Source organism: Cupriavidus sp. 86D6, assembly GCF_057815095.1.
In genome coordinates, this window is sequence record NZ_JBYPSB010000001.1 from 194,725 (window position 1) to 221,695 (window position 26,971).

Genomic DNA, 26,971 nt, shown 5'->3' on the forward strand with positions numbered 1-26,971 from the left:
TTGCCCTCTCCCCCAACCCCTCTCCCGCAGGCGGGAGAGGGGAGCCAAACATTCCGGCGAGCGCGCCGAATCAAGCCGAAAACGTATGTTCCACCGCCGGGAAGCTGCCGTCTTTCACGGCGGCCACGTAGGCGCGCACGGCGCCTTCGATCGAGGTCTGGCCGTCCATGAAGTTGCGGACGAACTTGGCCTTGCGGCCGGGGTAGATGTTCAGCATGTCCTGCAGCACCAGCACCTGGCCCGAGCAGTCCACGCCGGCGCCGATGCCGATGGTCGGCACCTTCAGCATCGCGGTCACCTCGCCGGCCAGCTTGGCGGGCACGGCTTCCATCAGGATCACCTGCGCGCCGGCCTGCTCCAGCGCCTGCGCCTCGCGCTTCAGTTGCGCGGCGCCGGCCTCGGTCTTGCCCTGCACCTTGAAGCCGCCGAATGCGTGGACCGATTGCGGCGTCAGGCCGATATGGGCGCACACCGGGATGCTGCGCTCGACCAGGAATTTCACGATGGGCGCCAGCCATTCGCCGCCTTCGAGCTTCACCATCTGCGCGCCGGCGCGCATCAGCGTGGCCGCGCTTTCGAAGGCTTTTTCGGGCGTGGGATAGGTGCCGAACGGCAGGTCCGTCACCAGCAGCGCGGTCTGGTTGCCGCGTGCCACGCATTCGGTGTGATACGCCATGTGTTCCAGCGTGACGGGCAGCGTGGTCTGCTGGCCCTGTATCACATTGCCCAGCGAATCGCCGACCAGGATCATCTCGACGCCGCAGTAGTCGAGCAGTGCGGCGAAGCTGGAATCGTAGGCGGTCAGCATGGCGATCTTGTCGCCGGCGTCACGCATGGCCTGCAGCCTGGGCGCGGTGACGGTCTTGCGGGAGGGGTCGAGGAGGTAACTCATGGCAGTGCCCGTAGGAGTGGCGGCCGTGTGTCGCACGAACAAGCTTCGGCGGCGGCCGTTGTCGTTATCGTGTTGTGCTGCCGGGGGCCTTAGGCGCGTCTTTGCAGCGGCTTTGGAGCAGATCAGCGGGCAGCGAGATTCAGGAAGGCCCTGCGGCCTCGCATGGTCTCGATGCGCGACAGTAGTGTACGGAAATCGTCGTCGTTGTCTACCGGATTGAAGTGGGCGGTATCGACGATCAGCACCGGGGCGTCGTCGTAGCGATGGAACAGTTCGCCGTAGGCGTCGTGCAGCCGTTGCAGATACGTCTCGTCGATGGCGGATTCGCCAGGCAGGCCCCGTCGCAGAATGCGTTCGCGCAGCAGCGACGGCGTAGCCTGCAGCAGGATGACCAGGTCCACGCGCTGCGCGGGCACCTGCAGCCGTGCCGCCAGTGCGTCGTAAAGCGCCAGTTCGTCGGCCTCCAGCGTCAGCGCGGCATAGAGACGGTCGCGTGCGTAAAGGAAGTTCGTCATCATGCGCTGGCCGGCAAGCATCGCCGTCTGCCATTGCTGCACCTGGGTGGCGCGCTGGTTCAGGCAGGCCAGCTGCATCGGCAGCGCGTAACGCTGCGGCTCGCGATAGAAGCGTTCGAGGAAGGGATTCTGGCGGGCGCCGTCGGCGAGTTCGCCGGCCCGCAGGTACTGCGCCAGCCGCTGGGCCAGCGCGGACTTGCCCGATCCGACCGGGCCTTCGACGACGATGCGGCGCAGATGGTCGAGCATGCGTCAGGTGCGCGGTGCGCTCAGGACGGGGTGTTGCCTTCCTGCAGGCGCGTGCACTTGCAAGTGGAAAGCTTTTCGATGCGCTGGTCCTGCACGCCCGGCAGGAAGTCCGCTGCCCGGCCGCGGCCGGGAATGTCCAGCGCGGCGTCCAGCTCGATCAGCGGAACCAGCACGAACGCGCGTTCCGTGATGCGCGGATGCGGCACGGTCAGCGCCTCGGTGTTGATCGCTTCGGCGCCGAACAGCAGCAGGTCCAGGTCCAGCGTGCGCGGGGCGTTGCGGAACGGCCGCTCGCGGCCGAACTGGTCTTCGATGTGGTGGCAGATGCGCAGCAGTTGCGACGCCGTGAAGGTCGTCTCGACCTTGACCACGGCGTTGAAGTAGTCGTCGCCGGAGGCGTCGACCGGGGCCGTGCGGTAGAACGACGACCGCGCAACGACCGTGATCCCGACCTGCTGGGCCAGGCACACGATGGCGTCTTTCAACGCCTGGCGCGCATCTCCAAGATTGGCGCCGATGCCGATGAAGGCAAGCGTCATGTTATTCCTCCGGCTGGGCGCGGCGCGGTCCCGGCTCGGGCTGACCTCCATCGGCCCCGTCAGTCGATTGCGCCTCGCTGCGGGAAGACACTTTATCCGATTTCCGCGGACCGCGTCGGCGGCGCCGTTTGCGTGCCGGCGCGTCGCCATCGTGGCCGGTGCCGTCCTCGGCGCCTTCCGCGCCAACGTCGTGGCCGGCGTCCTGGCCGCCGTCGTGGCTCTCACCCGAACCGCCCCTGGAACCCTTGCCGGACTTGCCGCGCGGGGGCCGGGCCGCCTCGATCAGCGCCTCGCGCTCGTCGGGGTGGGCGTTCTGGAAGTCGGTCCACCACTGGCCCACCTCGGCCGGCTGCTCGCCGGCTTCGCAACGCAGTTGCAGGAAGTCGTAACCGGCGCGGAAGCGCGGCGATTCCAGCAGGCGGTACGGCATGCGGCCCACGCGCTTTTCAAAGCGCGGCTGCATGCCCCAGATGTCGCGCATGTCGGTGACAAAGCGGCGCTGGATGGCCAGCTGGCCGGTCTGCTTTTCCAGCACCATGTCCATGGCCGTGTTCAGCGCGGCGATCGGATGCTCGCCTTCGTCGCGCAGCCTGGTCCAACGCTGCAGCACATGGTGCCACAGCAGCGACGCGAACAGGAAGCCCGGCGACACCGGCTTGCCGGCCTGCACGCGGCGGTCGGTGTTGTCGAGTGCCAGCTGCACGAAACGCTGGCCCATCGGCTGTTCGATGGCCACGTCCAGCAGCGGCAGCAGGCCCTTGTGCAGGCCGGCCTTGCGCAGTTCCTGCAGCGATGCCCAGGCGTGGCCCGACATCAGCAGCTTGAGCATTTCGTCGAACAGGCGCGCGCTGGGCACGTTGTGGATCAGCGGAGCCAGTTCGGCGATCGGCGCACGGGTTTCCTCGTCGATGCCGAAGCCGGTCTTGGCGGCAAAGCGCACCACGCGCAGCATGCGGACGGGGTCCTCGCGGTAGCGCGTGACCGGGTCGCCGATCATGCGCAACGTGCGGGCGTGCATGTCTTCCATGCCGTGATGGTAGTCATGCACGGTCTGCGCGGCCGGATCGTAGTACATCGCGTTGATGGTGAAGTCGCGGCGTTCGGCGTCTTCGGCCTGCGATCCCCACACGTTGTCGCGCAGCACGCGGCCGCTGGCGTCGATCGCGTGCGTCTTGCTGTCGAGCTCGGCCCGCTTCAGGCGGCGCCCTTCGGGCAGCGTCTCGCTGGCCACGGCGTCCACCAGCGCGCGGAATGTCGAGACCTCGATGATCTCCTGCTCGCGGCCGCCGTAGAACGTCACGTGCACGATCTGGAAGCGGCGGCCAATGATGCGGGAACGGCGGAACAGCGCCTGCACCTGGTCCGGCGTGGCGTTGGTGGCCACGTCGAAATCCTTCGGCTTGATGCCGAGCAGCAGGTCGCGCACGGCGCCGCCCACGATAAAGGCCTGGTATCCGGCCTGCTGCAGCGTGGACGTGACCTTGACCGCGTTGCGCGAGATCAGCGCCGGGTCGATCCTGTGTTCTTCCACGCCAACCACGCGCGGGGTATGGGCGCGGCCCGTGCGGCGCTGTTTCGGCCCCGGCTTGCCCAGCAGCCGGGTGATGAGCTTCTTGATCACGTCAGAACAGGTCCATGATGCGCCAGCCAGCGGCCGCGGCGTGGTTGCGCAGGCGGTCGTCGGGGTTGGCGGCGATCGGCTCGCTGACCTTTTCGAGCAGCGGCAGGTCGTTGGCCGAATCGCTATAGAACGTGGTGGTGCCGAAGTCGTCCCACTTGGCGCCCAGGCTCTTGAGCCAGCTTTCCACGCGGGTGATCTTGCCTTCGCGGAAGCTGGGCACGCCAGCCACTTCGCCGGTGAAGGCGCTCTCGGGCTTGCCGTCGATCGTTTCCGGATCGGTGGCGATCAGGTGCTTGATGCCGAAGGCCTGGGCGATCGGCGCCGTGACAAAGCTGTTGGTGGCCGTCACCACCGCGCACAGGTCGCCGGCTTCCAGGTGCTTGTACACCAGGGCCTTCGCCTGCGGCGTGATCACCGGCTCGATGACCTCGTGCATGAAGCGCACGCGCCATTGGTCCAGCCGGTCGCGCGGGTTGGCCGCCAGCGGGGCCAGCGCAAAGCGCAGGAATTCCTGGATATTGAGCGTCCCAGCCTTGTATTGGCTGTAGAACTCGTCGTTCTTGCGACGATACGATTCCTCGTCGACGACGCCCATGCGGACCAGGAAGCGGCCCCATTCGTGGTCGCTATCGGTCGGGATCAGGGTGTGGTCGAGGTCAAACAGTGCCAGATTCATGGGGCGCGATTTTACATTAAGGTGTCCCGGGCGGTCGGCCGGGCCCGGGGGACGAGCGGGGCGGCGTCTCGCCGGCCCCATCAAGGAAGCGTGCGGGTCCGGCGGCTACTCCCGGAATTCGGCGAACATTTCGCGCAGCAGCGGCAGCGTCACCGCGCGCTTGCGCTCCAGCGAATACATGTCCAGCGCGTCAAGCAGCGCCATCAGGCTGGGCATGTCGCGATAGTGGCGCGTCACGAGCCAGTGCGGGATTTCGGGCGAAAGCTGCAGCCCGCGCTCCTTGGCGGCCTGCACCAGCGCCGCCATCTTGTCCTCGTCGGACAGCGGCTGGAGCTGGTAGACCAGCCCCCAGCCCAGCCGTGTGCGCAGGTCTTCACGTACCGGCATGGCGCGCGGCGCCAGGCTGCCCGCCACCACGAGCGCGCAGCGCACATGGGCGCGCACCTCGTTATAAAGCGAAAAAACGGCGATCTGGCGCGCCTCGTCCAGCAGGTCGACGTTGTCGACGGTATAGATCTGGCACGCCGGGTCGAACATGAAGTCGGCCAGCGCGTGGTGCGGGCTCAGGTAGCGGCAGTTCAGGCCGGCGTGGAGCGCGGCGTCGCAGACGGCATGCAGCAGGTGGGTGCGGCCGGAGCCCATGTCGCCCCACAGGTAGAACAGGCGGTCGTTGGCCTGCTCGCGCGCCACCAGGCCGGGCAGGTCGCGCAGGCGCTGCACCGGCTCGCGATTGGCCGACACGAAGAAATTGTCGAACGTGGACGGGGGCGGGCTGCCCAGTTCCAGCGACAGCTGCTTATGACTTTGACGCGGTGACATGACGAATCCGTTACTTGCGCGATGCGTGCCTGCAGTATGCCTAGTGCCGGCCTAGTGCCGATAGAGGTCGCTGGCCAGGTAAACGCGTCGCAGCTGACGCGCGCCGACCAGCAGCACCGCACAGGTTGGCAGTGCCAGCAGCACGCCAAAGAAGCCGAACAGCTGCCCGAACGCCAGCAGCGCGAAGATCACCACCAGCGGATGCAGGCCTATACGCTCGCCCACCAGCCGCGGTGTCAGGTAGAAGCTTTCCACGAATTGGCCGATGCCGTATACCACCGCCACGGCGCCCAGCCCGTACCAGTTGCCGAACTGCAGCAGCGCGGCCAGCACCGCCAGCGTCAGTCCAATGCCGAAACCGATATACGGGATGAACACGGCCAGGCCGGTGAAGATGCCCACCGGGATGCCCACATCGAAGCCTGCCACGGTCAGGCCGATCGAGTAGATCGCGGCCAGGATCACCATGACCAGGATCTGCCCGCGCAGGTACTGGGACAGCAGGGCGTCGGTCTCGGCCGACAGTTCATGCACCTTCGGCACCCAGCGGCGCGGCACCAGGCGCTCGATACGCCGCATGACCATGTGCCAGTCCATCAGCAGGTAGAACATCAGGATCGGCACGATGAACAGCAGCCCGGCCAGTTCGATCAGCGCCGATCCCGACACGCGCACGTAGTCGAACAGCACCTGCATCAGGTCTTCGGGGCTGGCCGCGAAGCGGTTCTGCAGCATGCTGCGCAGGCCGGGGAAGTCGAAGCGCACGCGTACGCCCAGTTCGGCCAGCCGGGGCGCCAGCACGCTGTTGAGCTTCTGCAGCAGCATCGGCACCTGTTCGCGCAATTGCGGGATCTCGCGCTGGAGCACCGCGATCAGCAGCAGCACCAGCAGCACCAGGACCACGCCCAGCAGCCCGATCATCAGCGCCACGCCGATGAAACGGGGCACGCGGCGGCGTTGCAGCCAGTCCACGCCCGGATTGAGGATGTACGAAAAGATGAAGGCCACCAGAAACGGCGTCAGCACGGGCGCCAGCGCCAGAACCACGGCGAACAGGGCGGCGCCGACCACCATCCACAGCAGGATGCGCTTGGTGTCTTGGGAAAGCAGGGGAGCGGTCATCGGAGGGTCCGGCGCGTCATGGTCTGGCAGTGTGGCAGGTGGATTCGTCCGCGATCACTGGTCGCCAGGAGCCTGTATCCGTTAAAATCGCGATTTTACTGGACTCGCGTCCGTGCTCCGTGCCCGATTGGCCTCCCCGGCCCAGGGACTTAGCTAAAAGCGACGGATTCCGCACTTCATCCTCATCCAAGACAAGCAGGTTCTCATGAGCGCATCCCCGACCGCCGGCCAGGCAGGCCTTTCCTACCGCGATGCCGGTGTTGACATCGATGCCGGCGACGCCCTGATCGACCGGATCAAGCCGTTTGCCAAGCGCACCATGCGCGAAGGCGTGATGGCTGGTATCGGCGGATTCGGCGCCCTGTTCGAACTGTCGAAGAAGTACCAGGAGCCGGTGCTGGTATCCGGCACCGACGGCGTGGGCACCAAGCTCAAGCTGGCGTTCCAGCTGAACCGCCACGACACCGTGGGCCAGGACCTGGTGGCCATGAGCGTCAACGACATCCTGGTGCAGGGTGCCGAGCCGCTGTTCTTCCTGGACTATTTCGCCTGCGGCAAGCTGGACGTGGACACCGCCGCCACCGTGATCCAGGGCATCGCCCATGGTTGCGAACTGTCGGGCTGCGCGCTGATCGGCGGCGAAACCGCCGAAATGCCGAGCATGTACCCGGACGGTGAATACGACCTGGCCGGCTTCGCGGTCGGTGCCGTGGAAAAGAAGAAGATCATCGACGGCACCACGATTCGCCCGGGCGACGTGGTGCTGGGCCTGGCCTCGTCGGGTGCACACTCGAACGGTTACTCGCTGGTACGCAAGATCATCGAAGTGGCCAGGCCGGACCTGAATGCCGACTTCCACGGCCAGCGCCTGCAGGACGCCATCATGGCGCCGACGCGCATCTACGTGAAGCCGCTGCTGTCGCTGATCGACACGCTGCCGGTCAAGGGCATGGCCCATATCACCGGCGGCGGTCTGACCGAGAACGTGCCGCGCGTGCTGGCCGACAACCTGACCGCCGTGATCCAGCGCGATGCCTGGACGCTGCCGCCGCTGTTCCAGTGGCTGCAGGCGCAGGGCAACGTGGCCGACGCCGAAATGCACCGCGTGTTCAACTGCGGCATCGGCATGGTCGTGATCGTGGCCCGGGAAGACGCCGAACGCGCCATCCGCCACCTGCAGGCCGCCGGTGAAGCCGTGTGGCAGATCGGCGAAATCCAGGAACGCGCCGAAGGCCAGGCGCAGACCGTGGTGGTCTGAGCGTAGCTTCGTAGTCGTTTTCTCCCCTCTCCCGCCACGCGGGAGAGGGGCCGGGGGTGAGGGCAAAGCGGTTCTGCTTGCCGATCATCGCAGTTTGAACCGCTGCTCCCTCTCCCCCAACCCCTCTCCCACTGCGCGGGAGAGGGGAGCACCCCCCCAGCATCCCTCAAGCAGCGCTTAGCGCTTTCAACGCATCCCCCGTCACGCGGCAGATGCGCCAGTCCGGCATCACGTCGGCGCCCATCGCCCGGTAGAAATCGATCGACGGCTGGTTCCAGTCCAGCACCGACCACTCGAAGCGGCCGCAGCCGCGTTCCACGGCCAGCGCGGCCAGATGCTTGAGCAGCGCCTTGCCCAGTCCATGCCCGCGCCAGGCGGGCTCGACGAACAGGTCTTCCAGGTACAGGCCGGGTTTGGCCAGGAAGGTCGAGAAGTTGTGGAAGAACAGGGCAAAGCCAACAGCCTGCTTCGCACCATCCTGGTCGACTTCCACGATCACCGCTTCGGCGTGGGGCCTGGCCCCGAACAGCGCGTCGCCAATCTTCTGCGGCGTGGCTTCCACCAGATGCGTCAGCTTTTCGTATTCGGCCAGTTCCGAGATCAGACGGAACAGCGTGGCGCTGTCGGCAGGCGTGGCGGGGCGGATCAGGAAGGCGGTCATCGTCATTCGCTCAAAAAAACGGAAGCGATGATTATCGGTCACCCGGCGCGCGGTCACCAGCCCGCAGCCTGGGCCACCTGCGCGACGTAGTCGGGTGCCAGGGCATCGACGCTGATGCGCTCCGGCGTGCTGCGCAGCCACGTCAGTTGCCGCTTGCAAAGCTGGCGCGTGGCGGCAATGCCGCGCTCGCGCATGGTGGCGGCATCGCAGTCGCCGTCCAGGTATTCCCACACTTGCCGATAGCCAACGCAGCGCATCGAGGGCAGCCCCAGATGCAGGTCGCCGCGCGCGCGCAGCCGCTGCACCTCGTCGATCAGCCCGCCAGCCAGCATCGCGTCGAAGCGGTCGGCGATACGGGTGTGCAGCACTGCGCGGTCCGAGGGCTCCAGCGCAATCACCCGGTAGCGCGCATCGGCCGCCCCCGTGAAGGTCCGCGCATCGGCCTGGCGGGCCAGCAGTGCCGACATCGGCTGGCCGCTGAGCCGGTAGATCTCCAGCGCACGCTGGATGCGCTGCGCATCGTTGGGCGCCAGGCGCGCCGCCGTGACCGGATCGGCTTCGGCCAGCATCGCATGCAGCGCGGGCCAGCCGCGCTCGGCAGCCAGCGCATCGAGTTCGGCGCGCACTGTGGCATCGGCCTGCGGCAGATCGTTCAGGCCCTGCGTCAGCGCCTTGTAATAGAGCATGGTGCCGCCGACGATCAGCGGTGTGTGTCCGCGCGACCGGATCTCGTCGATCAGCCGTTCGGCATCGGTCACGAACTGCGCGGCCGAGTAGCTGTCCAGCGGATCGATGATGTCGATCAGGTGGTGCCGCACGCTGGCCAGTTCGGCCGGCGTGGGCTTGGCCGTGCCGATATCCATCTCGCGATAGACCAGCGCGGAATCGAGGCTGATGATCTCCACCGGGCGGCGCGCGGCCAGCTCCAGCGCGGCAGCGGTCTTGCCCGACGCGGTGGGCCCCAGCAGGCAGACGATCGGCGGAAAGTCGGAAAACTGCGATGACATCATCAAACGGCCAACGGGAAACAGGGGCCTACTGGCCGCGCAGGAACAGGCGGTCGAGTTCGGTCACGGTCAGCTGCACCCAGGTGGGACGGCCATGATTGCACTGGTCGGCGCGTTCGGTCTGTTCCATCTGGCGCAGCAGCGCGTTCATTTCCTCGACGGTCAGCTTGCGATTGGCGCGCACGGCGCTATGGCAGGCCAGCGTGGCCAGCAGTTCGTTCTGACGTTCGGCCAGCACGCGCGAGCCGCCGTAGGACTGCAGGTCGCGCAGCACGTCGCGCGCCAGTGCTTCGGCATCGGCCTGCTTGAGCAGGGCCGGAATGGCGCGCACGGCCAGCGTGGTGGGCGACATTGGGGCGATATCGAAGCCCAGCAGCTGCAGTGTTTCCTGGTGCTCTTCGGCCGCGCCGATTTCCACCGGACTGGCCGGCAGCGTGACCGGAATCAGCAGCGGCTGCACGGCCAGCTGGCGCGCGGCCAGGCCATCCTTGATCTGTTCGTACAGGATGCGTTCGTGCGCGGCGTGCATGTCCACCAGCACCAGCCCGCGCGCGTTCTGCGCCAGCACGTAGATGCCGTGCAACTGGGCGATGGCGTAGCCAAGCGGATGATCGGCCTCGCCCGATTCGGCATCGGCGCCGGGCAGTTCCGGGACGCGCGGCGGCAGGCGGTCCAGCAGGCCGGGCGGGTCGTCGGCACGGGCGGCCTGGGCGTCGGCCAGCCAGGCGGGCGGGCGCGACGACGGCTGCCACGACCCCGGGTTGGCCGATCCCGGCGAGGTGGCGTCACGCACCATGCCCAGATAGGCCTGGCGCGGCTGCGCAATACCCAGTTCGGTCTGGCGGCCCGCCGAGTAGTTGATCCATTGTGGCGCGGCGCCGGGCACCCCGGGGGCGGGCGTGGCCGGGCGCGCGGTGGGCATCGGCATCAGGCCGGCACCGTCGCCGGTATCGGAATGCAGGCTGTCGCCCTGTTCGCCGGCCTGGCGCGCCAGGCAACGCTGCACGGCGTGATAGACAAACTGATGGACCGCGCGCGATTCGCGGAAGCGCACTTCGATCTTCGACGGGTGGACGTTGACGTCGACCAGTTCGGGCGGCAGGTCCAGGCACAGCACGTACGACGGAAAGCGGTCGCCGTGCAGCACGTCCTGGTAGGCGCTGCGCACGGCGTGGTTCAGCAGCTTGTCGCGCACGAAGCGCCCGTTGACGAAGAAGTACTGCTGGTCGGGCCGTCCGCGCGACGCCGTGGGCAGGCCGGCGAAGCCGTACAGGTGCAACGCATCGGCGTCTTCATCCAGCGCCAGCCGCGCCCGCGCGAAGTCGCTGCCGAGCACCTGCGCCGTGCGCGTGGACACGTCGCCGGCATTCCAGTGCTCCAGCGGCTTGCCGTTGTGGTGGACGGAGATCGTGACATCGGGCCGCGCCAGCGCCGCGCGCCGGATCATCTCCAGGCAGTGGCCCAGTTCGGTTTGTTCCGATTTCAGGAACTTTCTACGCGCCGGCGTGTTGAAGTACAGGTGCTGCACGTCAATCATCGTGCCCACGCCGCCCGAGGCCGGCTGCAGCTGGCCGCTGTCGGCGCTGATCTGGGTGGCGTGTGCGGCCGCAGCAGTGCGGCTGGTCAGTACCAGGTGCGAGACCGAGGCTATCGACGCCAGGGCCTCGCCCCGGAAACCGAGCGTCAGGACCGATTCCAGTTCATCGAGCGAGGCGATCTTGCTGGTGGCGTGGCGCATCAGCGCAACGGGCAGTTCGTCGGCGGGAATGCCGCAGCCGTTGTCGGTGATGACAATGCGCCGCACGCCGCCTTCCTCCAGCCGGATACCCAGCTGGGTCGCGCCGGCATCGAGTGCGTTTTCGAGCAGTTCCTTGACCACCGAAGCGGGGCGCTCCACCACCTCGCCAGCCGCAATCTGGCTGATCAGTTGATCCGGCAACGGACGGATCGGGCGGCCAGGCTGGGTGGTGCGAAGGGGGGCTGAGGCGTCAGGCAGGGCGGCGTCGGCAGGCATGCGGGCGATTATACGTGCGGGCGGACACGTTTTCGGCACAAGTCCCGCCAAGAGGTGACGGATTGTCGTAATGGCTCTTGTATGATGGGGGCCTTCTTTGGAGAGAGGCTAATTTGGATACCGTATTGCATCTGATCGACATGGTCCTGCATGTCGACAAATTCCTGGGACAGTTCGTCCTGGACTATGGGGTCTGGGTCTACGGCATCCTGTTTGCCATCGTCTTTGCCGAGACCGGACTGGTGGTGCTGCCGTTCCTGCCGGGCGACTCGCTGCTGTTCATTGCCGGCGCCATGTGCGCGGCAGGCGCCATGAACGAATGGATGCTGGCAGGCCTGCTGTTCGTGGCTGCCGTCACGGGCAACACGGTCAACTACTTCGTGGGCAGCTGGATCGGGCCCAAGGTGTTCGACCAGCACTGGCGCTTCCTGGACCAGCAAGCCCTGCGCAAGACGCACGACTTCTATGAACGCCACGGCGGCAAGACGCTGGTGATGGCGCGCTTCATCCCGATCGTGCGCACCTTCGCGCCGTTCGTGGCGGGCGTGTCGCAGATGACGTTTGCACGCTTCCAGCTGTTCAATGTGATCGGTGCGGCCACGTGGGTGTTCGGCCTGGTGTTCGCCGGGTACTTCTTCGGCAACCTGCCGTTCATCAAGCAGTATCTGAACCTGATCGTGCTGGCCGGTATCGGCGCGGCCGTGGTGCCGCTGGTGCTGGGGGGGCTGTGGAAGCTGGTGCGCGGCAAGGGCCGCACGCGCGCCCCGGCCGACCGCTAAGGCGGCGCATTGCCCTGAACGCCGCGGCCGGACGTCAGCTCAGGCTGCGGCTCATCATGCGCAGGGCTGGCATGCGGTCGCGGATCTGCGTGGTGTCGGCGGCGTCGGGCCGCGCCTGGACATAGGCTTCCAGGTCTTCCAGCGCCGGCCGGAAGCACTCCAGGTTGGCATATGCCAGGCCGCGATCGCGGACTTCCTCGATCGAATCGGGCAGCAGGATCACCAGCCGGTTCTGCACCGCCAGCAGCCGCTGCCAGCGCGATTCCTGCAGATAGATGGCCTTCAGGTTGCGCAGCATGCGCGCCACGATCTCGCGATGGCCGGCCACCTGCAGGAACAGCCCCAGCGGCACTTCATTCGACCCCGTGATGCCCTCGCGCTCCAGGAACGGGTCGAGCATTTCCTGCAACTGTTCCTTTGACAGCGTTTCGCCAGTCAGCGGGTCGAGCACGACCTCGCCGGCGGGAATCGTCATGCGCACCAGGAAATGGTTCGGAAACGACACGCCCTTGAGCGGCAGGCCGATCTGCTGGCCCAGCTCCATGTACAGCACGGCCAGCGAGATCGGAATGCCCCGGCGCTGCTTGAGCACCACGTTCAGGTACGAATTGTCCGGGTCGTAGTAATCGTTGGCGTTGGGTCCGAAGCCCAGGTCGCGGTAGAAGAAATGGTTTAGCAGGCGCAGGCGCTGGATGGCGGGCGTGCCTTCGGCGATCCGCCGCTTGAGGCGCACCGCCAGTACGTCGAGGGCGGCCAGTTCGGCTTGCAGGTCCAGGTCAGGGTAGGCGTCCTGGGCAATCGCAAGCGCGGTTTCGGTGAGCGGGATCGCATCGTCGTCGGCCACGAGGCTGGCGAAGTAATCCAGGACTTTCGTGGAGGTCATGGGGCGGTGTTCCTGACTAGCCGGCGCGGCGCCGGAAGGCTGCGTAGCGCAGGCCCATGAGCCACAGTGTACCGAAGTAGACCGCCGCTGCAAGTACCAGGCAGGCGGCCATCAGCGCGATGCGCAGCCACGGCGTGGCACCCATCGCCACCCAGTCGAAATTGCGTGAGAACCACAGCAGCATGCCGGACAGGATCAGCATGGCCGCCGCCAGCCGCAGCAGGAACATGCCCCAGCCCGGCGCCGGACGGTAGAAGCCGCGCCGGCGCAAACCGAAGAACAGCAGCAGCGCGTTGACGGTGGCGCCAAAGCTGATCGACAGCGGCAGGCCGGCATGGCCCAGCACCGGCACGAACACGAAGTTGGACAGCTGCGTGATGACCAGCACCAGGATCGCGATCTTGACCGGGGTGCGGATGTCCTGCCGCGCATAGAAGCCCGGCGTCAGGATCTTGATGAGAATCAGCGCCAGCAGGCCCACGCCATAGGTGCCCAGCGCCTGACGCGTCATCTCCACCGCGTGGGCGTCGAAGCGGCCATAGTTGAACAGCACCGATGTCAGCGGCGTGCCGAACAGCATCAGCCCGGCCGCGCAGGGCAGGGCCAGCAGGAAGGTCAGCCGCAGGCCCCAGTCGAGCAGGCCCGAGTATTCCTCGCGGTTGTCGTTGGCGTTGGCGCGCGACAGGCTCGGCAGCAGGATGGTGCCCAGCGCCACGCCCAGCAGCGCCGTCGGGAACTCCATCAGGCGGTCTGCATAGGTGATGTACGACACGGCGCCGGCCCCCAGGCGCGATGCGATATTCGTATTGATGATCAGGCTGATCTGGGCCACCGACACGGCCAGCAGGGCCGGCGCCATCTGCTTGACCACGCGCCGCACGCCGGGATTGGACCAGGCCTGGCGCAGGTCCAGCGAAATCCGCGGCAGCACGCCCAGACGACGCATGGCCGGCACCTGGATGGCCAGTTGCAGCACGCCGCCGATCAGCACGCCCCACGCCTGCGCATAGATCGGCTGCTTCAGGTGCGGCCCCACCCAGACCGCGGCCACGATCAGGCAGAGATTGAGCAGCACGGGCGTGAAGGCGGGCACCGCGAAGTTGCGCCAGCTGTTCAGGATGCCGGAGGCCAGGGCCACCATCGAGATCAGGCCGATGTACGGAAACATCACGCGCGTCATGAACACCGCCGAGTCGTAGGTTTCGGCGTCGCCCCGGAAGCCCGTGGCCACCACGGTCATGACGATCGGCGCGGCGATCACGCCCACCAGCGAAACGGCGGCCAGCACCCAGGCCATCACCGTGGCCACGGCGTCGATCAGCAGATGCGTCTCGGCGTCGCCGCGCTTGCCGTGGTATTCGTTCAGGATCGGCACGAAGGCCTGCGAGAAGGCCCCTTCGCCAAAGATGCGGCGCAGCATGTTGGGGATGCGGAACGCCACGTTGAAGGCGTCGGTCATGTCCGAAGCGCCGAAGGCCCGGGCAATCAGGATTTCGCGCATCAGGCCCGTGATGCGCGACAGCATCGTCAGGCCACTGATGGTGGCAAGGGCTTTGAGAAGGTTCAAGGTGGTAGTCGGGGAAAGCTTCAGGCCGTCCGGCCGCTGCGCAGCCCGGGCGGAATGCGGTTCAGACGCCCGTTTGGCCCCAAAAGTTGCCGCGGCGCCACGGTCTGCGGCCAGGCGGCGCCGGATGTGGCGCTTATTATACGGATCGGCCGATGTTGGGCGACCGTCAGCGCGGGTATACGAATCGCCCTTGCCTGTCCCGCCAGCATGTGTGTATAATCGCCGATTCGCAAGGACAGTCGCGTCCAGGATTCGTTTGTCGAAACATCCCGGGTCGCACGATGTGACTTAATTGTTGCGTCCCAAATTATTGCGTCGCCCCGGGCGCGCATTCTGAATTCAGGAAGAGATACATGGCAAATTCCGCACAAGCTCGCAAGCGCGCGCGCCAAGCCGTCGCCGCGAACGCCCACAATTCCAGCCTGCGCTCGCGTCTGCGCACCGCCGTCAAGGCAGTTCGCAAGGCGATCGACGCCGGCGACAAGGCTGCAGCTGCTGAAATCTTCAAGCAGTCGCAAACGATCATCGACAGCATTGCTGACAAGAAGATCGTGCACAAGAACAAGGCCGCACGTCACAAGTCGCGCCTGTCGGCCGCCATCAAGGGCATGGCCGCCTGAGTCTGCCTGGGCCACCCCGGTGGCCTGCAGAAAGAAAAGCTCGTCTTCGGACGGGCTTTTTTGTTTTCTGGCGCGTTGCTGTCGCTGGCTTGGCCGCGTGCGGCCGGCCAACAAAAAACCCGGCGCCGGCCGGGTTTCTTCATGTGGGGTGCGTCGACTTCGGTGTCAGTGTTCGACCGAGCAGGCTTCCACCACCTGGAGGTTGTTGTCGCGGGCGAAGTTCAGGACGAAATCGAGCGCCTTGGGCTCGATGTCGCGCAGCCGGGTATCGACCACCACGTTCTTGACGCCAGCTACGATCACCGGACGCACATATGGCGAGTAGGTCAGGCGGGGATCGCCGGTATCGCCTTCGGGGCGGAATTGCGCCATCACGCCGCACAGCCGCTCGGCCCAGTCGCTGGGGCGGAAGGTCTTGCCTTCCTTCGTAACGCCTTGGATGAAATATTCGCGGACTTGGGGGGTGGTCATGGGACTGCGGGGATTCTGCTTGGTGACTCGACGGTAAACCCGCTTCAACGGGCGCACCGTTTGACGCATCCGGCGGGCGAATGGTTCGCGCGCATCCGGACATGACCAGCGGGGCGTGGTGTCGGCGGGGGCACTTTTGATGCCGGCGGCGGGCTGTTGGCATGGGTATGCCGGGCCCCGCGTGAATCAGCGAGTATTATATCTTATATAAGACCTGCGCATAAGGCTGAATCCTGTCGGAAACCTGTCAGTGACCGCCGGATGGCGCGCCAGTGCCGCCTCTGGAGGTTAACGGACCGGGCTCGCCAAAGCTGGAATAATCCCTTATGATCTTTGCAATTACATTGCGTAAGCGACGCGAAAGGCGGCTCCGCGACACGCTCCGGCCCTCATGGATTGCACTTCCGCGCAATCGGGCTGCGTGTCCCAAGCGAGCCGCCTTCTTTGTTTTATGAGCCCAACCCCGATCAAGCATTACCTCCAGTTCAGCGACCTCGGTGCCGACGAGTACGCGTACCTGCTGGACCGCGCGAGGATCCTGAAGGCGAAGTTCAAGAACTACGAAACATGGCACCCGCTGCACGACCGCACGCTGGCCATGATCTTCGAAAAGAATTCCACGCGTACGCGCCTGTCGTTCGAGGCCGGTGTCCACCAGCTGGGTGGCCATGCGGTGTTCCTGAACACGCGCGATTCGCAGCTGGGCCGTGGCGAGCCGATCGAGGATGCCGCGCAGGTAATCTCGCGCATGGTCGACATCATCATGATCCGCACCTACGGCCAGGACATCATCGACCGCTTTGCCGCGCATTCGCGCGTGCCGGTGATCAACGGGCTGACCAACGAATACCACCCCTGCCAGGTGCTGGCCGATATCTTCACGTATATCGAGCAGCGCGGCAGCATTGCCGGCAAGACCGTGGCTTGGATCGGCGACGCCAACAACATGGCGTACACCTGGATCCAGGCGGCCGAGCGGCTCGACTTCACGTTCACGTTCTCGGCGCCCCCGGGCTACCAGCTGGACCCGGCCATGGTGCCGGCATCGGCCGCGCCGCGCGTGAAGGTGTTCGCCAATCCGCTGGAAGCCTGCCAGGGCGCGCACCTGGTGACCACCGATGTCTGGACCAGCATGGGCTTCGAGGCCGAGAACGAAGCGCGCAAGCGCGCGTTCAAGGACTGGATGGTGACCACGGCGATGATGGACTGCGCCGCGGACGATGCACTGTTCATGCACTGCCTGCCGGCGCACCGTGGCGAGGAAGTGGAAGCCGCCGTCATCGACGGCCCGCGCAGCGTGGTCTGGGAAGAAGCCGAGAACCGCCTGCACGTGCAGAAGGCGCTGATGGAATACCTGCTCTGCGGCCGCTACTGAGCCGCCGCTGGAGCCAATGAAAGGGGGCCGCGATGGCTCCCTTTTTTACGTCTTTACGAACCGCAAGATCCGAGGAGATTGAGATGAGCCAGTTCGACAATGTGTCGGTCGTCAAGAAGGCCAACCTGTATTTCGATGGCAAGTGCGTGAGCCACACGGTGCTGTTTGCCGATGGCACGCGCAAGACGCTGGGCGTGATCTTTCCGGCTGCGCTGACGTTCAGCACGGGCGCGCCGGAAGTCATGGAAATCAACGCGGGCAGCTGCCGCGTGCGCCTGGCCGGCTCGGAAGAATGGAAGACCTACGGCGCGGGCCAGCAGTTCGACGTGCCGAGCAACAGCAGCTTCGACATCGAAGTGACCGACACGCTGGACTACGTCTGCCACTTCGCTTGAGCTTTGGCTTAAGCTGCACGGTTTTCTCCCCTCTCCCACTACGCGGGAGAGAGGAGAAGTACACCCTTCAAAGGATCACCGGTTCCGGCTCGATCCTGACGCCAAAGCGCGCCTGGACCGTATCCGCGATGCGGTCCGCCAGCTTCAGCAGCGCGGCGCCCGTGCCGCCGCCGTGATGTACCAGCACCAGCGCCTGCTTGCCGTAGACGCCCACCGGGCCGTCGTCCAGGCCCTTGAAGCCGCACTGGTCGATCAGCCAGCCCGCCGCCAGCTTGTAGCGACCGTCGGGCTGGGGATAGCTGACCAGCGCCGGATGCTCGGCCACCAGCGCATCGCGCTGCGCCGCTTCCACCACCGGATTCTTGAAGAACGAGCCCGCGTTGCCGATCTGTGCCGGATCGGGCAGCTTGCGCGAGCGGATGGCGATGACGGCATCCCGCACCTGTGCGGCGCTGGGTGATGCAATGTGTTGCAGTTCGCGCGCCAGTTCGCCGTAGTTGAGGACTGGCTGCCAGGTCTTCGGCAGCCGCAGCGTGACGGCCGTGATGATGTAGCGGTCGCGGCCTTCGCGCTTGAACAGGCTGTCGCGGTAGCCGAACGCGCAGGCGTCCAGGTCCAGCGTGACGAATTCGCGTGCCTGGCGATCGTAGGCGCGCAGCCGTGCAAAGCGGTCCCGCAATTCCACGCCATAGGCGCCGATGTTCTGGATCGGAGCGGCGCCGGCCGTGCCCGGGATCAGGGCCAGGTTTTCGAGGCCCGGCACGCCGTCGGCAACCGTGCGGCTCACCAGGCCGTGCCAGTTTTCGCCGGCACCGGCCGTCACCAGCCAGTCGGCGCGGCCTGCGCTGACGTCCTCGGCGATGTCGTAGCCCGGGATTTCCATCAGCAGCACGCAGGCGTCGAGATCGCCGGTCAGCACGACGTTGCTGCCACCCCCGAGCACCACCACCGGCATCCCGGCCGCGCGCGGGTCCGACAGGGCCGAAACCAGGTCCGATTCGCTGCGAATATGCGCCGCCAGACGCGCACGCGCATCGAACCCGAATGTATTGTGGGTGCGCAGGGGATAAAATTCGTAAAAATCTGCCATGAAGGACGGGGAAAGCACCCCGGACCGGGGCAGGCCAAGATTATACGTAACCGCATGAACGGGCCGCCGGGGCAAACGGCGCGCCGTGCAAGACCAGGAGAATCGATATGCCGTCGTTTGACGTAGTGTGTGAAGCCAATATGGTGGAAGTGAAGAACGCCGTGGAACAGGCCAACAAGGAAATCTCCACGCGTTTCGACTTCAAGGGGTCCGACGCCCGCGTCGAGCAGAAGGAAGGCGAACTGACCGCGTTTGCCGATGATGACTTCAAGCTCGGCCAGGTCAAGGACGTGATGATCAACAAGATGGCCAAGCGCAATGTGGACGTGCGCTTCCTGGACTACGGCAAGGTCGAGAAGATCAGCGGCGACAAGGTCAAGCAGGTCATCACGATCAAGAAGGGCGTGACCGGCGACCTGTCGAAGAAAATCGTGCGCATGATCAAGGACAGCAAGATCAAGGTGCAGGCCAGCATCCAGGGCGACGCCGTGCGCGTGACGGGCACCAAGCGCGACGACCTGCAGTCGGTGATCGCGCTGCTGCGCAAGGACGTCAGCGAGGCGCCCCTGGACTTCAACAACTTCCGCGACTAGGAAGCACGATCGAACCGGGAATGGCTACTGCCCCTGCCGCGCTTGCGGCAGGCCGCCGATCTTTGCGCCGGGCTTGATGCCCTTCTGCGCAAACCAGCCCTTGTTCATCTCCAGCGCGTAGCGCACGGCCGCACGCGGGCAGTGGTTGTCCTCGGTCTGGGGCTTCATGTCCTCGATGTTCACGATGCTGCCGTCATCGGCCAGGAAGGCGATGGAAAGCGGCAGGTCCGTGTTGCGCATCCAGAAGCAGTGCCCGGCCTTTTCCTCGAACACGAACAGCATGCCGGCGTTGGCGGGCATCGACTTGCGGAACATCAAGCCGCGCTCGCGCGCTTCGGACGATGCCGCCACTTCGGCCTGGATGGCGTACATGCCGGCGGTCAGCGGGATGACAGGCAGCGCGGACTGCGCGTGGGCCAGGCTCGTCAGCGCGGCGGCGCCCACGGCCATCAGGGTCTTGAACACGGGATGCATGGCGGATCTTGTCGTTGGGGGTCTTGCTGCAGGCGAGAGCATAGCGCAGCCATGCCGGCCGTGCCGAAAACGCCGGACATGAAAAAAGGCAGGTCGCATGGGCGCCTGCCTTTCTACAGACGCGCGGAAGGTGTCCGCGCGCAGGGTCGCCTTACTGGGCGGCCGGTGCCGAAGCTTCCGCCTTCTTGGCGTGGTGCTTGGTCGACGAATGCTTGTGGTGGGTGGACTTCGCGGGCTTCGCGGCTTCCTTGGCGGCCGGCGCAGCGTCAGCAGCGGGAGCCGAAGCTTGCGCGAAAGCGCCGGTAGCGAACAGGCCAACAACCAGGGCAGCGATCAGTTTTTTCATTGCGAGTACCTCAGAAATGTATCCAGTATTTGGAGGGTTCGACGCGCGTAGACGTGTCACTCGCAAAAACGAAACGCCATCTTTTGCCGTTGACGTCATGTTTAACACTATTTGTAACTGCGTTTTACCGGCGTCTGGGCACATGTATTGCGCCACGGACATGTGACGGGCGGGATGGAAGTCCCAGTGCGCGGACATCCACCTCGCCCCATTGCCCCGGCATCAGGCCAAGCGCGGGCAGCGACAGGCCGCCGATGGCTACCCGGATCAGCCGAAGCGTGGGAAAGCCCACGGCGGCCGTCATCCGCCGCACCTGGCGATTCTTGCCTTCGCGAATCTGCAGTTCGACCCAGGTGGTGGGAATGGCCGCGCGATACCGGATCGGCGGATCGCGATCCCATAGCCAGGCAGGCGCATCGACCACGCGCACAGCAGCCGGCAGCGTCGTGAAATCGCCAAGATCCACGCCCCCGCGCAGGCGGGCCAGCGCGGCATCGTCGGGCATGCCCTCCACCTGCGCCAGATAGGTCTTGGCCAGCTTGTGCTTCGGGTCGGCGATGCGCGTCTGGAGCGCGCCGTCGTCGGTCAGCAGCAGCAGGCCTTCACTGTCCGCGTCGAGGCGTCCGGCCGGGTAGACGCCGGGTATGTCGACGCAGTCGGCCAGCGTCGCCCGCGACGGATGCGCGGAGAACTGGCTCATCATCTGGAAGGGCTTGTTGAGGGCGATCAAGGTCATGGCCGCGCATTATCCACCAGTGCCGCCATGGCCGGCGCGCAAAGGTTGGCGCGCGCCATCGCTTTATGCATAATATACAGATAGTCTTATGTCTTATATAAGACTGCTATGCGATGTGGCACACCGCCGGTCGCGGATGCCGTTGGTCCATGTCACGCGACGGTGGCGAAACGCCCGTTACAATGCCTCGCACAACACAATCGCGTCGCCGGGCTCCGCGGCCTGGTGCCAGCCATCACCCCATCCGCAGTTGGAGACGAACATGTATCAGCACATCAAGGTGCCGGCAGGCGAGAAGATCACGGTCAACGCCGATTTCTCGCTGAACGTGCCTGACAACCCGATCATTCCGTATATCGAAGGCGACGGCACGGGCGTCGATATCACCCCGGTGATGCTGAAGGTGGTGGACGCCGCGGTGGCCAAGGCCTACGGCGGCCAGCGCAAGATCGCATGGATGGAGGTTTTCGCCGGCGAGAAGTCCACGCGTATCTACGGCCCGGACGTGTGGCTGCCCGAAGAGACGCTCGACGTGGTCAAGGAGTACGTGGTGTCGATCAAGGGCCCGTTGACCACGCCGGTCGGTGGCGGCATCCGTTCGCTGAACGTGGCGCTGCGCCAGCAGCTCGATCTCTATGTGTGCCTGCGCCCGGTTCGGTATTTCAAGGGCGTGCCGTCGCCGGTGCGCGAGCCGGAAAAGACCAATATGGTGATCTTCCGCGAGAATTCGGAGGACATCTACGCCGGCATCGAATGGGAGGCCGGCAGCGAGGGGGCGAAGAAGCTGATCGCCTTCCTGCAGGACGAAATGGGCGTCAAGAAGATCCGTTTCCCGGACACGTCGGCCATTGGCGTGAAGCCGGTGTCGAAGCAGGGCACGCAACGGCTGGTGCGCAAGGCGATCCAGTATGCGATCGACAACGACAAGCCGTCGGTCACGCTGGTGCACAAGGGCAACATCATGAAGTTCACCGAGGGTGGCTTCCGTGACTGGGGCTACGAACTGGCGCAGCAGGAATTCGGTGCCGAACTGGTCGATGGTGGCCCGTGGTGCAGGTTCAAGAACCCGAAGACCGGCCGCGACATCGTGATCAAGGACGTTATCGCCGATGCGTTCCTGCAGCAGGTGCTGCTGCGCCCGGCCGAGTATTCGGTGATCGCCACGCTGAACCTGAACGGCGACTACATCTCCGACGCGCTGGCGGCCCAGGTGGGCGGCATCGGCATCGCGCCGGGCGCCAACATGTCGGACGACGTGGCCATGTTCGAGGCCACGCATGGCACGGCGCCGAAATACGCCGGCAAGGACTACGTGAATCCGGGTTCGGAAATCCTGTCCGCCGAAATGATGCTGCGGCATATCGGCTGGACCGAGGCTGCCGACCTGATCATCGAGTCGATGGAAAAGTCGATCCAGTCGAAGAAGGTGACCTATGACTTCGCGCGGCTGCTGGAAGGCGCCACGCAGGTGTCGTGCTCGGGCTTCGGCCAGGTGATGATCGACAACATGTAAGGCTGGCCGACCCGGACGGCAAGCGCCCCGGCACCGCGAGGTGGCCGGGGCGTCTTTTTCTCGGATGTCCCTCAACCGTCCGACTGCACGGCGCGCCCATCCAGCGGCTGGGGCGGCCGCGCATTCATCGGATAGCGGCTACGAAACGCTGCCAGTTGTTGCGGCGAGATCGTCAGCGGCTGCTTCATCACGTACCACTGAACATCCTCGGTACAAGGCGGCGTGGTCAGGCTGCCGGGGAACGTGTAGTAGTGATGTGATTCAGGCAGCAGGCCGGCGATGTTGACCCGGCCGGGCATCGGCACAGGCTGGGCGCCCGGCTTGGGCAGCGTGCGGAACAGCGTGGCCAGTTGCGGGTTGGCTTTGCCCATCTTGAACATGACCGCGACCACGGCGACGACGCGCCCGTTATCGTCCTGATGGACAAAGTGCGCGGACAGCGGATAGGCCTTGCCGTTGAAGCGGGTCTCGCTGGGCGTGTGAAAGTGGAATTGCGCCAGCCGATAGGTGCCCGTCGCCGTGGTCAGCGTCTCGGCACCAGCGGGCCGCACCTCGATCGTATGTCCGGTATTGGCGACCTTGACCCGCGTGGGCCGATAGTGAAACGCGAGCGCCGGAAGGTGCGCCGGTGTCGCGCCATGGATATCCACGGGCGATTGCAGTTTGCCCGAGGCGCATCGGAAAAATTCGGGGTCCAATTCGCCCCAGTGAGAGGGGTCCGTCGCGCCTTCGTAGGACCAGGCGTGAGGGTCGTGGCCAGGCGGTTCGGCGGCGATTGCGCTGGCTGACCCCATGACGATGGCGCAGCAGAATGCGGCTGCTCGTAGCGTGTGTGTCATTTGGCGAAGCTCCGATGGTCGAGAGTGTCCTCGCGCACCGTGCGCGGGGATGGCTCGGGCCAGTCTACGAAGCCGCCATCGATGCCGAAATGGCGCTCCTACGAAAGCGAGGCGACCCTGGGAAGTTTCCTTGACCTGGTTGACAGCGCCGGCCCCGTGGGATTGACGGAACGCCGTTCCGCAGTCAGGAACCGCAGCCAACGCAGAAACAGAAACGCCCGGCACATGGTTCACATGGGCCGGGCGTTTTTCCGGATGCTTGGCGTACGCGCTTGGCGTGTGCCCCGGACTGGCATTGCCAGCCGTGGCACTGGATCCCGTTCCGAAGGAAGTTTCCCCCCTTCACATCCGCATTGGCCGACGCCGCTCTGCATGGCGTGTTCGGCCGCGGCGCACTTTACTGGGCGGCGTCCTGGATGTTCGTGGCTTGCTTGCCCTTCGGGCCTTGCACCACCTCGAACGAAACGCGCTGGCCTTCCTTCAGCGTCTTGAAGCCCGCCATCTGGATTGCCGAAAAGTGCGCAAACAGTTCTTCCTCGCCATCGTCCGGCTTGATAAATCCGAAACCCTTGGCGTCATTGAACCATTTGACGATACCGCTTGCCATAAACTCCCCCAACGAAAAAGCTGATTTCAAGCGGGGAAACCAATGGCCAGCTGAAAACCACCCTGGCGGGCCCAGCATGCCGTTCCTGACGGACCGGCTGCGTAAAGCGCCGCGCAAATGAAATTCGCGTGGCCAGCCGCCGCGCCCGTCCGGAAACGAAACCGCCTCCGGAAACGCGCCGCAAATGGCTGACCTACGCCGGTCGTGGGCCTCCCTGCTCACGGATACATCCGGTCTGGACTTTTTGCTTCGGCTCGCTGTCCAGGCCCGGATGTGCAAACGATTTTTCTGGCAAACCTACATACTGTCAAGCTGGCAGATTCCCCACTGGGCGTGGGGTGTGGCGGGATTGAAACGGCGCCAGATGGTACCTTTGTCGCCGTGGTGCATGGATTTTTGAAAATGCCGTCTGGCGGCCCGTCCGGTGCCCCGGCAAGGGTCGGCGGGCGCGTACCATGCACCGGGAACGTGCGCCGGGCGCCCTTTGTGCGGTTGCCCACGCCAGGATTTTTCCGAAGGGCTGCCCTTGAATACGGGGCCAGTTCCCCAAATTGCAGACTTGTGAGTAAGGGTTAGAATAAAAGCCATGGCGACACGGCTGGCGAACACCCCCCAACGCGAAGCAGGCACAGTCATCGAGCGGAAAGAGCAGCAGCTCAAGCCGCCGGCGATGTACAAGGTGCTCCTGCTCAATGACGACTACACTCCGATGGAGTTTGTCGTGATGATCCTGCAGCAGTATTTCAGCAGGGACCGGGAAACGGCGACGCAGATCATGCTCACCGTCCACCGGGAAGGTAAAGGCGTTTGTGGTATCTACACGCGGGATATTGCGGCGACCAAGGTCGAGCTTGTATCAACCCATGCGCGGCAGGCGGGCCACCCCCTGCAGTGCGTGATGGAGGAAGCATGATTGCGCAAGAATTGGAAGTAAGTCTGCACATGGCCTTTGTCGAGGCTCGCCAGGCACGCCACGAATTCATTACCGTGGAGCACCTGCTACAGGCGCTGCTTGACAACCCCACAGCAGCTGAAGTGCTGCGCGCGTGCGCGGCCAATATCGAGGACTTGCGCACCAGTCTGAAGAATTTCATCGCAGACAACACGCCTGTCGTACCTGGCACCGATGAAGTGGACACGCAGCCCACACTGGGCTTCCAGCGTGTGATCCAGCGCGCCATCATGCACGTGCAGTCGACGTCGAATGGCAAGAAGGAGGTGACCGGCGCCAACGTGCTGGTGGCCATCTTCGGCGAAAAGGACTCCCACGCGGTGTACTACCTGCAGCAGCAGGGCGTGACGCGCCTGGACGTGGTCAACTTCATCAGCCATGGCATCCGCAAGGACCAGGCCGAACCGGCCAAGCACGGCGAGGGCAACCCCGAAGGCGAGGGCGGTGACGGCAAGGAAAGCCCGCTCGAGCAATACACCCAGAACCTGAACGCGCTGGCCAAGGCCGGCAAGATCGATCCGCTGATCGGCCGCGACAGCGAGGTGGAGCGCGTGGTGCAGGTGCTGTGCCGCCGGCGCAAGAACAACCCGCTGCTGGTGGGCGAAGCCGGCGTGGGCAAGACCGCCATTGCGGAAGGCCTGGCCTGGCGCATCACCAAGAACGAGGTGCCCGATATCCTGGAAAAGGCTACCGTGTACTCGCTCGACATGGGCGCGCTGCTGGCCGGCACCAAGTACCGCGGCGACTTCGAACAGCGGCTCAAGGGCGTGCTGAAGTCGCTCAAGGACAATCCGCACGCGATCCTGTTCATCGACGAAATCCACACGCTGATCGGCGCGGGCGCCGCATCGGGCGGCACGCTGGACGCCAGCAACCTGCTCAAGCCGGCGCTGTCCTCGGGCCAGCTCAAGTGCGTGGGTGCCACCACGTTCACCGAATATCGCGGCATTTTCGAGAAGGATGCGGCCCTGTCGCGTCGTTTCCAGAAGATCGACGTGGTCGAGCCGTCGGTGGACCAGACCGTGCAGATCCTGCGTGGTCTGAAGTCGCGCTTCGAAGAGCACCATGGCGTCAAGTACGCGGCCTCGGCGCTGACCGCGGCGGCCGAACTGTCCGCTCGCTTCATCACCGACCGCCATTTGCCTGACAAGGCCATCGATGTGATTGATGAGGCAGGTGCCGCGCAGCGCATCCTGCCGAAGTCGAAGCAGAAGAAGACCATTGGCAAGGGCGAGATCGAGGACATTGTGTCGCGCATCGCCCGCATCCCGCCGCAAAGCGTGAACCAGGACGACCGCAGCAAGCTGCAGACGCTGGAGCGTGACCTGAAGTCGGTGGTGTTCGGCCAGGACCCGGCCATCGAGGCGCTGGCATCGGCAATCAAGATGTCGCGCGCCGGCCTGGGCAAGACCGACAAGCCCATTGGCTCGTTCCTGTTCTCAGGCCCCACGGGCGTGGGCAAGACAGAAGTGGCCAAGCAGCTCGCGTTCATCATGGGCATCGAACTGCTGCGCTTCGACATGTCCGAATACATGGAGCGCCATGCGGTCAGCCGCCTGATCGGCGCGCCGCCGGGCTATGTCGGGTTTGACCAGGGTGGCCTGCTGACCGAGGCCGTTACCAAGAAGCCGCACTGCGTGCTGCTGCTCGATGAGATCGAGAAGGCACATCCGGATATTTTCAATATCCTGCTGCAGGTGATGGACCACGGTTCGCTGACCGACAACAACGGCCGTCGTGCCGACTTCCGCAACGTGATCATCATCATGACCACGAACGCGGGGGCCGAGACGATGAACCGGGCCACGATCGGCTTCACCACGGCGCGCGAGCAGGGCGACGAGATGGCCGACATCAAGCGCATGTTCACGCCGGAGTTCCGCAACCGTCTGGATGCGACCATCAGCTTCCGGGCGCTGGACGAGGAAATCATCCTGCGCGTGGTGGACAAGTTCCTGATGCAGCTGGAAGAGCAGTTGCACGAGAAGAAGGTGGAAGCCAGCTTCTCGGAAAAGCTGCGCAAGTACCTGGCCAAGAAGGGCTTCGATCCGCTGATGGGCGCGCGTCCGATGCAGCGTCTGATCCAGGACATGATCCGCAAGGCACTCGCGGACGAGCTGCTGTTCGGCAAGCTGGTCACCGGCGGCAAAGTGGCCGTGGACCTGGACGAAGCGGACCAGATCAAGCTGACGTTCTCGGAAGCCGATCCGGAGCCGCCCGAGGCGCCGGAAAGCGAGCAGCGCGCGGAAGTCTGAGCGCGCCCCGATTGCGCCACGCCGCAACGCAAAAATGGCCGGGTTCCCCCGGCCATTTTTTTGTCCGTTTCCCGGCAAATCGGGGTGCGATTGTTCCATTTTT

The 26,971-nt window shown here is 65.2% G+C and carries 28 protein-coding genes; 9 read left to right on the plus strand and 19 right to left on the minus strand.

Annotated elements, in window-relative coordinates:
- Positions 1-70: 70 nt before the first annotated feature.
- From panB to AC3G88_RS00925, 7 genes are all read right to left on the minus strand, one after another.
- The gene (gene panB, locus AC3G88_RS00895; RefSeq protein WP_153947321.1) at positions 71-892 is read right to left on the minus strand and encodes a 3-methyl-2-oxobutanoate hydroxymethyltransferase; all 822 of its coding nucleotides are present in this window, start codon (positions 890-892) and stop codon (positions 71-73) included.
- Positions 893-1,014: 122 nt separating this feature from the next.
- Positions 1,015-1,656 carry a deoxynucleoside kinase gene (locus AC3G88_RS00900; RefSeq protein ID WP_488892977.1) on the minus strand — a complete coding sequence of 214 codons (642 nt, stop codon included), beginning with the start codon at positions 1,654-1,656 and terminating at the stop codon, positions 1,015-1,017.
- Positions 1,657-1,676: 20 nt separating this feature from the next.
- Positions 1,677-2,195 carry a 2-amino-4-hydroxy-6-hydroxymethyldihydropteridine diphosphokinase gene (gene folK, locus AC3G88_RS00905; RefSeq protein ID WP_400391420.1) on the minus strand — a complete coding sequence of 173 codons (519 nt, stop codon included), beginning with the start codon at positions 2,193-2,195 and terminating at the stop codon, positions 1,677-1,679.
- 1 nt (position 2,196) lies between these two features.
- A complete protein-coding gene (gene pcnB, locus AC3G88_RS00910) occupies positions 2,197-3,816 on the minus strand; it encodes a polynucleotide adenylyltransferase PcnB (RefSeq protein ID WP_488892978.1) in 1,620 nt (539 codons plus the stop codon).
- A 1-nt stretch (position 3,817) separates the two neighbouring features.
- Positions 3,818-4,492 carry a histidinol-phosphatase gene (locus AC3G88_RS00915; RefSeq protein WP_153947324.1) on the minus strand — a complete coding sequence of 225 codons (675 nt, stop codon included), beginning with the start codon at positions 4,490-4,492 and terminating at the stop codon, positions 3,818-3,820.
- A gap of 105 nt (positions 4,493-4,597) precedes the next feature.
- The gene (gene hda, locus AC3G88_RS00920) at positions 4,598-5,311 is read right to left on the minus strand and encodes a DnaA regulatory inactivator Hda (protein ID WP_153947325.1); all 714 of its coding nucleotides are present in this window, start codon (positions 5,309-5,311) and stop codon (positions 4,598-4,600) included.
- A gap of 51 nt (positions 5,312-5,362) precedes the next feature.
- Positions 5,363-6,433: an AI-2E family transporter gene (locus AC3G88_RS00925; RefSeq protein ID WP_488770757.1), complete on the minus strand. Its 1,071-nt coding sequence runs from the start codon at positions 6,431-6,433 to the stop codon at positions 5,363-5,365.
- 205 nt (positions 6,434-6,638) lie between these two features.
- Here AC3G88_RS00925 and purM point away from each other — a divergent pair, with 205 nt between their 5' ends.
- Positions 6,639-7,691 carry a phosphoribosylformylglycinamidine cyclo-ligase gene (gene purM, locus AC3G88_RS00930; RefSeq protein ID WP_488770756.1) on the plus strand — a complete coding sequence of 351 codons (1,053 nt, stop codon included), beginning with the start codon at positions 6,639-6,641 and terminating at the stop codon, positions 7,689-7,691.
- A gap of 166 nt (positions 7,692-7,857) precedes the next feature.
- Here purM and AC3G88_RS00935 read toward each other — a convergent pair whose 3' ends face one another.
- From AC3G88_RS00935 to mutL, 3 genes are read right to left on the minus strand one after another with little or no spacing between them, the layout of a single operon-like run.
- Positions 7,858-8,352 carry a GNAT family N-acetyltransferase gene (locus AC3G88_RS00935; protein WP_488892979.1) on the minus strand — a complete coding sequence of 165 codons (495 nt, stop codon included), beginning with the start codon at positions 8,350-8,352 and terminating at the stop codon, positions 7,858-7,860.
- A gap of 53 nt (positions 8,353-8,405) precedes the next feature.
- Positions 8,406-9,362, minus strand: a complete 957-nt coding sequence (miaA, locus tag AC3G88_RS00940) for a tRNA (adenosine(37)-N6)-dimethylallyltransferase MiaA (protein ID WP_488892980.1) — start codon at positions 9,360-9,362, stop codon at positions 8,406-8,408.
- Between the two features lie 25 nt (positions 9,363-9,387).
- The gene (gene mutL / locus AC3G88_RS00945; protein ID WP_488770753.1) at positions 9,388-11,373 is read right to left on the minus strand and encodes a DNA mismatch repair endonuclease MutL; all 1,986 of its coding nucleotides are present in this window, start codon (positions 11,371-11,373) and stop codon (positions 9,388-9,390) included.
- Positions 11,374-11,513: 140 nt separating this feature from the next.
- Here mutL and AC3G88_RS00950 point away from each other — a divergent pair, with 140 nt between their 5' ends.
- Entirely contained in the window at positions 11,514-12,152 is a 639-nt protein-coding gene (locus AC3G88_RS00950) for a VTT domain-containing protein (RefSeq protein ID WP_175459959.1), read from the plus strand.
- Positions 12,153-12,186: 34 nt separating this feature from the next.
- Here AC3G88_RS00950 and AC3G88_RS00955 read toward each other — a convergent pair whose 3' ends face one another.
- A complete protein-coding gene (locus tag AC3G88_RS00955) occupies positions 12,187-13,035 on the minus strand; it encodes a SirB1 family protein (RefSeq protein WP_400392984.1) in 849 nt (282 codons plus the stop codon).
- 16 nt (positions 13,036-13,051) lie between these two features.
- Positions 13,052-14,602, minus strand: a complete 1,551-nt coding sequence (gene murJ / locus AC3G88_RS00960; protein ID WP_488770752.1) for a murein biosynthesis integral membrane protein MurJ — start codon at positions 14,600-14,602, stop codon at positions 13,052-13,054.
- 353 nt (positions 14,603-14,955) lie between these two features.
- Between murJ and rpsT the strand changes: the two genes are divergently transcribed.
- Entirely contained in the window at positions 14,956-15,222 is a 267-nt protein-coding gene (gene rpsT / locus AC3G88_RS00965; protein ID WP_066732116.1) for a 30S ribosomal protein S20, read from the plus strand.
- A gap of 165 nt (positions 15,223-15,387) precedes the next feature.
- Here the strand turns inward: rpsT and AC3G88_RS00970 are convergent, their stop codons facing one another.
- On the minus strand, positions 15,388-15,693 hold the full coding sequence (locus AC3G88_RS00970) for a DUF3579 domain-containing protein (RefSeq protein WP_092601779.1): 306 nt from the start codon (positions 15,691-15,693) through the stop codon (positions 15,388-15,390).
- 451 nt (positions 15,694-16,144) lie between these two features.
- On the opposite strand from AC3G88_RS00970, the gene argF reads away from it, so the two are divergent.
- Positions 16,145-17,068, plus strand: a complete 924-nt coding sequence (gene argF / locus AC3G88_RS00975; protein ID WP_400392980.1) for an ornithine carbamoyltransferase — start codon at positions 16,145-16,147, stop codon at positions 17,066-17,068.
- Positions 17,069-17,151: 83 nt separating this feature from the next.
- Positions 17,152-17,463: a pyrimidine/purine nucleoside phosphorylase gene (ppnP, locus tag AC3G88_RS00980; protein ID WP_488770751.1), complete on the plus strand. Its 312-nt coding sequence runs from the start codon at positions 17,152-17,154 to the stop codon at positions 17,461-17,463.
- 67 nt (positions 17,464-17,530) lie between these two features.
- Here ppnP and murB read toward each other — a convergent pair whose 3' ends face one another.
- Complete coding sequence (gene murB, locus AC3G88_RS00985; RefSeq protein WP_488770750.1) at positions 17,531-18,553, minus strand: UDP-N-acetylmuramate dehydrogenase; 1,023 nt, start codon at positions 18,551-18,553, stop codon at positions 17,531-17,533.
- 107 nt (positions 18,554-18,660) lie between these two features.
- Here murB and AC3G88_RS00990 point away from each other — a divergent pair, with 107 nt between their 5' ends.
- Positions 18,661-19,146, plus strand: coding sequence for a YajQ family cyclic di-GMP-binding protein (locus AC3G88_RS00990; protein ID WP_092601771.1), 486 nt, complete (start codon positions 18,661-18,663; stop codon positions 19,144-19,146).
- A gap of 24 nt (positions 19,147-19,170) precedes the next feature.
- Here the strand turns inward: AC3G88_RS00990 and AC3G88_RS00995 are convergent, their stop codons facing one another.
- From AC3G88_RS00995 to AC3G88_RS01005, 3 genes are all read right to left on the minus strand, one after another.
- Positions 19,171-19,620 carry a DUF192 domain-containing protein gene (locus AC3G88_RS00995; RefSeq protein WP_488770749.1) on the minus strand — a complete coding sequence of 150 codons (450 nt, stop codon included), beginning with the start codon at positions 19,618-19,620 and terminating at the stop codon, positions 19,171-19,173.
- Positions 19,621-19,771: 151 nt separating this feature from the next.
- Positions 19,772-19,966, minus strand: a complete 195-nt coding sequence (locus AC3G88_RS01000; RefSeq protein WP_066732106.1) for a hypothetical protein — start codon at positions 19,964-19,966, stop codon at positions 19,772-19,774.
- Between the two features lie 124 nt (positions 19,967-20,090).
- Positions 20,091-20,702 carry a pseudouridine synthase gene (locus AC3G88_RS01005; protein WP_488770748.1) on the minus strand — a complete coding sequence of 204 codons (612 nt, stop codon included), beginning with the start codon at positions 20,700-20,702 and terminating at the stop codon, positions 20,091-20,093.
- 262 nt (positions 20,703-20,964) lie between these two features.
- Here AC3G88_RS01005 and icd point away from each other — a divergent pair, with 262 nt between their 5' ends.
- Entirely contained in the window at positions 20,965-22,215 is a 1,251-nt protein-coding gene (gene icd / locus AC3G88_RS01010; RefSeq protein ID WP_400396649.1) for an NADP-dependent isocitrate dehydrogenase, read from the plus strand.
- A 71-nt stretch (positions 22,216-22,286) separates the two neighbouring features.
- Here icd and AC3G88_RS01015 read toward each other — a convergent pair whose 3' ends face one another.
- Together AC3G88_RS01015 and AC3G88_RS01020 are read right to left on the minus strand one after the other, a co-directional pair.
- Complete coding sequence (locus AC3G88_RS01015; protein WP_488892981.1) at positions 22,287-23,054, minus strand: carbonic anhydrase; 768 nt, start codon at positions 23,052-23,054, stop codon at positions 22,287-22,289.
- Between the two features lie 397 nt (positions 23,055-23,451).
- Positions 23,452-23,661 (minus strand): cold-shock protein, encoded by a 210-nt coding sequence (locus tag AC3G88_RS01020; RefSeq protein ID WP_029051623.1) that lies wholly within the window; start codon positions 23,659-23,661, stop codon positions 23,452-23,454.
- Positions 23,662-24,247: 586 nt separating this feature from the next.
- Between AC3G88_RS01020 and clpS the strand changes: the two genes are divergently transcribed.
- The gene (clpS, locus tag AC3G88_RS01025; RefSeq protein WP_049815983.1) at positions 24,248-24,574 is read left to right on the plus strand and encodes an ATP-dependent Clp protease adapter ClpS; all 327 of its coding nucleotides are present in this window, start codon (positions 24,248-24,250) and stop codon (positions 24,572-24,574) included.
- Entirely contained in the window at positions 24,571-26,868 is a 2,298-nt protein-coding gene (gene clpA / locus AC3G88_RS01030) for an ATP-dependent Clp protease ATP-binding subunit ClpA (RefSeq protein WP_153947338.1), read from the plus strand. The genes clpS and clpA overlap by 4 nt, the downstream gene beginning before the upstream one ends.
- Positions 26,869-26,971: the final 103 nt, after the last annotated feature.

What these genes read in the sequence shown, in the direction of transcription:
- argF (WP_400392980.1), top strand. Translation starts at nt 16,145, where the DNA reads ATGAGCCCAACCCCGATCAAGCATTACCTCCAGTTCAGCGACCTCGGT.
- murB (WP_488770750.1), bottom strand. Translation starts at nt 18,553, where the DNA reads ATGGCAGATTTTTACGAATTTTATCCCCTGCGCACCCACAATACATTC.
- AC3G88_RS00970 (WP_092601779.1), bottom strand. Translation starts at nt 15,693, where the DNA reads ATGACCACCCCCCAAGTCCGCGAATATTTCATCCAAGGCGTTACGAAG.
- AC3G88_RS01020 (WP_029051623.1), bottom strand. Translation starts at nt 23,661, where the DNA reads ATGGCAAGCGGTATCGTCAAATGGTTCAATGACGCCAAGGGTTTCGGA.
- mutL (WP_488770753.1), bottom strand. Translation starts at nt 11,373, where the DNA reads ATGCCTGCCGACGCCGCCCTGCCTGACGCCTCAGCCCCCCTTCGCACC.
- folK (WP_400391420.1), bottom strand. Translation starts at nt 2,195, where the DNA reads ATGACGCTTGCCTTCATCGGCATCGGCGCCAATCTTGGAGATGCGCGC.
- AC3G88_RS00900 (WP_488892977.1), bottom strand. Translation starts at nt 1,656, where the DNA reads ATGCTCGACCATCTGCGCCGCATCGTCGTCGAAGGCCCGGTCGGATCG.
- AC3G88_RS00935 (WP_488892979.1), bottom strand. Translation starts at nt 8,352, where the DNA reads ATGACCGCCTTCCTGATCCGCCCCGCCACGCCTGCCGACAGCGCCACG.
- panB (WP_153947321.1), bottom strand. Translation starts at nt 892, where the DNA reads ATGAGTTACCTCCTCGACCCCTCCCGCAAGACCGTCACCGCGCCCAGG.
- AC3G88_RS00990 (WP_092601771.1), top strand. Translation starts at nt 18,661, where the DNA reads ATGCCGTCGTTTGACGTAGTGTGTGAAGCCAATATGGTGGAAGTGAAG.
- AC3G88_RS00955 (WP_400392984.1), bottom strand. Translation starts at nt 13,035, where the DNA reads ATGACCTCCACGAAAGTCCTGGATTACTTCGCCAGCCTCGTGGCCGAC.
- AC3G88_RS00950 (WP_175459959.1), top strand. Translation starts at nt 11,514, where the DNA reads ATGGTCCTGCATGTCGACAAATTCCTGGGACAGTTCGTCCTGGACTAT.
- AC3G88_RS00915 (WP_153947324.1), bottom strand. Translation starts at nt 4,492, where the DNA reads ATGAATCTGGCACTGTTTGACCTCGACCACACCCTGATCCCGACCGAT.
- purM (WP_488770756.1), top strand. Translation starts at nt 6,639, where the DNA reads ATGAGCGCATCCCCGACCGCCGGCCAGGCAGGCCTTTCCTACCGCGAT.
- clpS (WP_049815983.1), top strand. Translation starts at nt 24,248, where the DNA reads ATGGCGACACGGCTGGCGAACACCCCCCAACGCGAAGCAGGCACAGTC.
- AC3G88_RS01015 (WP_488892981.1), bottom strand. Translation starts at nt 23,054, where the DNA reads ATGACACACACGCTACGAGCAGCCGCATTCTGCTGCGCCATCGTCATG.
- AC3G88_RS01005 (WP_488770748.1), bottom strand. Translation starts at nt 20,702, where the DNA reads ATGACCTTGATCGCCCTCAACAAGCCCTTCCAGATGATGAGCCAGTTC.
- hda (WP_153947325.1), bottom strand. Translation starts at nt 5,311, where the DNA reads ATGTCACCGCGTCAAAGTCATAAGCAGCTGTCGCTGGAACTGGGCAGC.
- icd (WP_400396649.1), top strand. Translation starts at nt 20,965, where the DNA reads ATGTATCAGCACATCAAGGTGCCGGCAGGCGAGAAGATCACGGTCAAC.
- miaA (WP_488892980.1), bottom strand. Translation starts at nt 9,362, where the DNA reads ATGATGTCATCGCAGTTTTCCGACTTTCCGCCGATCGTCTGCCTGCTG.
- AC3G88_RS00925 (WP_488770757.1), bottom strand. Translation starts at nt 6,433, where the DNA reads ATGACCGCTCCCCTGCTTTCCCAAGACACCAAGCGCATCCTGCTGTGG.
- ppnP (WP_488770751.1), top strand. Translation starts at nt 17,152, where the DNA reads ATGAGCCAGTTCGACAATGTGTCGGTCGTCAAGAAGGCCAACCTGTAT.
- clpA (WP_153947338.1), top strand. Translation starts at nt 24,571, where the DNA reads ATGATTGCGCAAGAATTGGAAGTAAGTCTGCACATGGCCTTTGTCGAG.
- AC3G88_RS00995 (WP_488770749.1), bottom strand. Translation starts at nt 19,620, where the DNA reads ATGCATCCCGTGTTCAAGACCCTGATGGCCGTGGGCGCCGCCGCGCTG.
- rpsT (WP_066732116.1), top strand. Translation starts at nt 14,956, where the DNA reads ATGGCAAATTCCGCACAAGCTCGCAAGCGCGCGCGCCAAGCCGTCGCC.
- AC3G88_RS01000 (WP_066732106.1), bottom strand. Translation starts at nt 19,966, where the DNA reads ATGAAAAAACTGATCGCTGCCCTGGTTGTTGGCCTGTTCGCTACCGGC.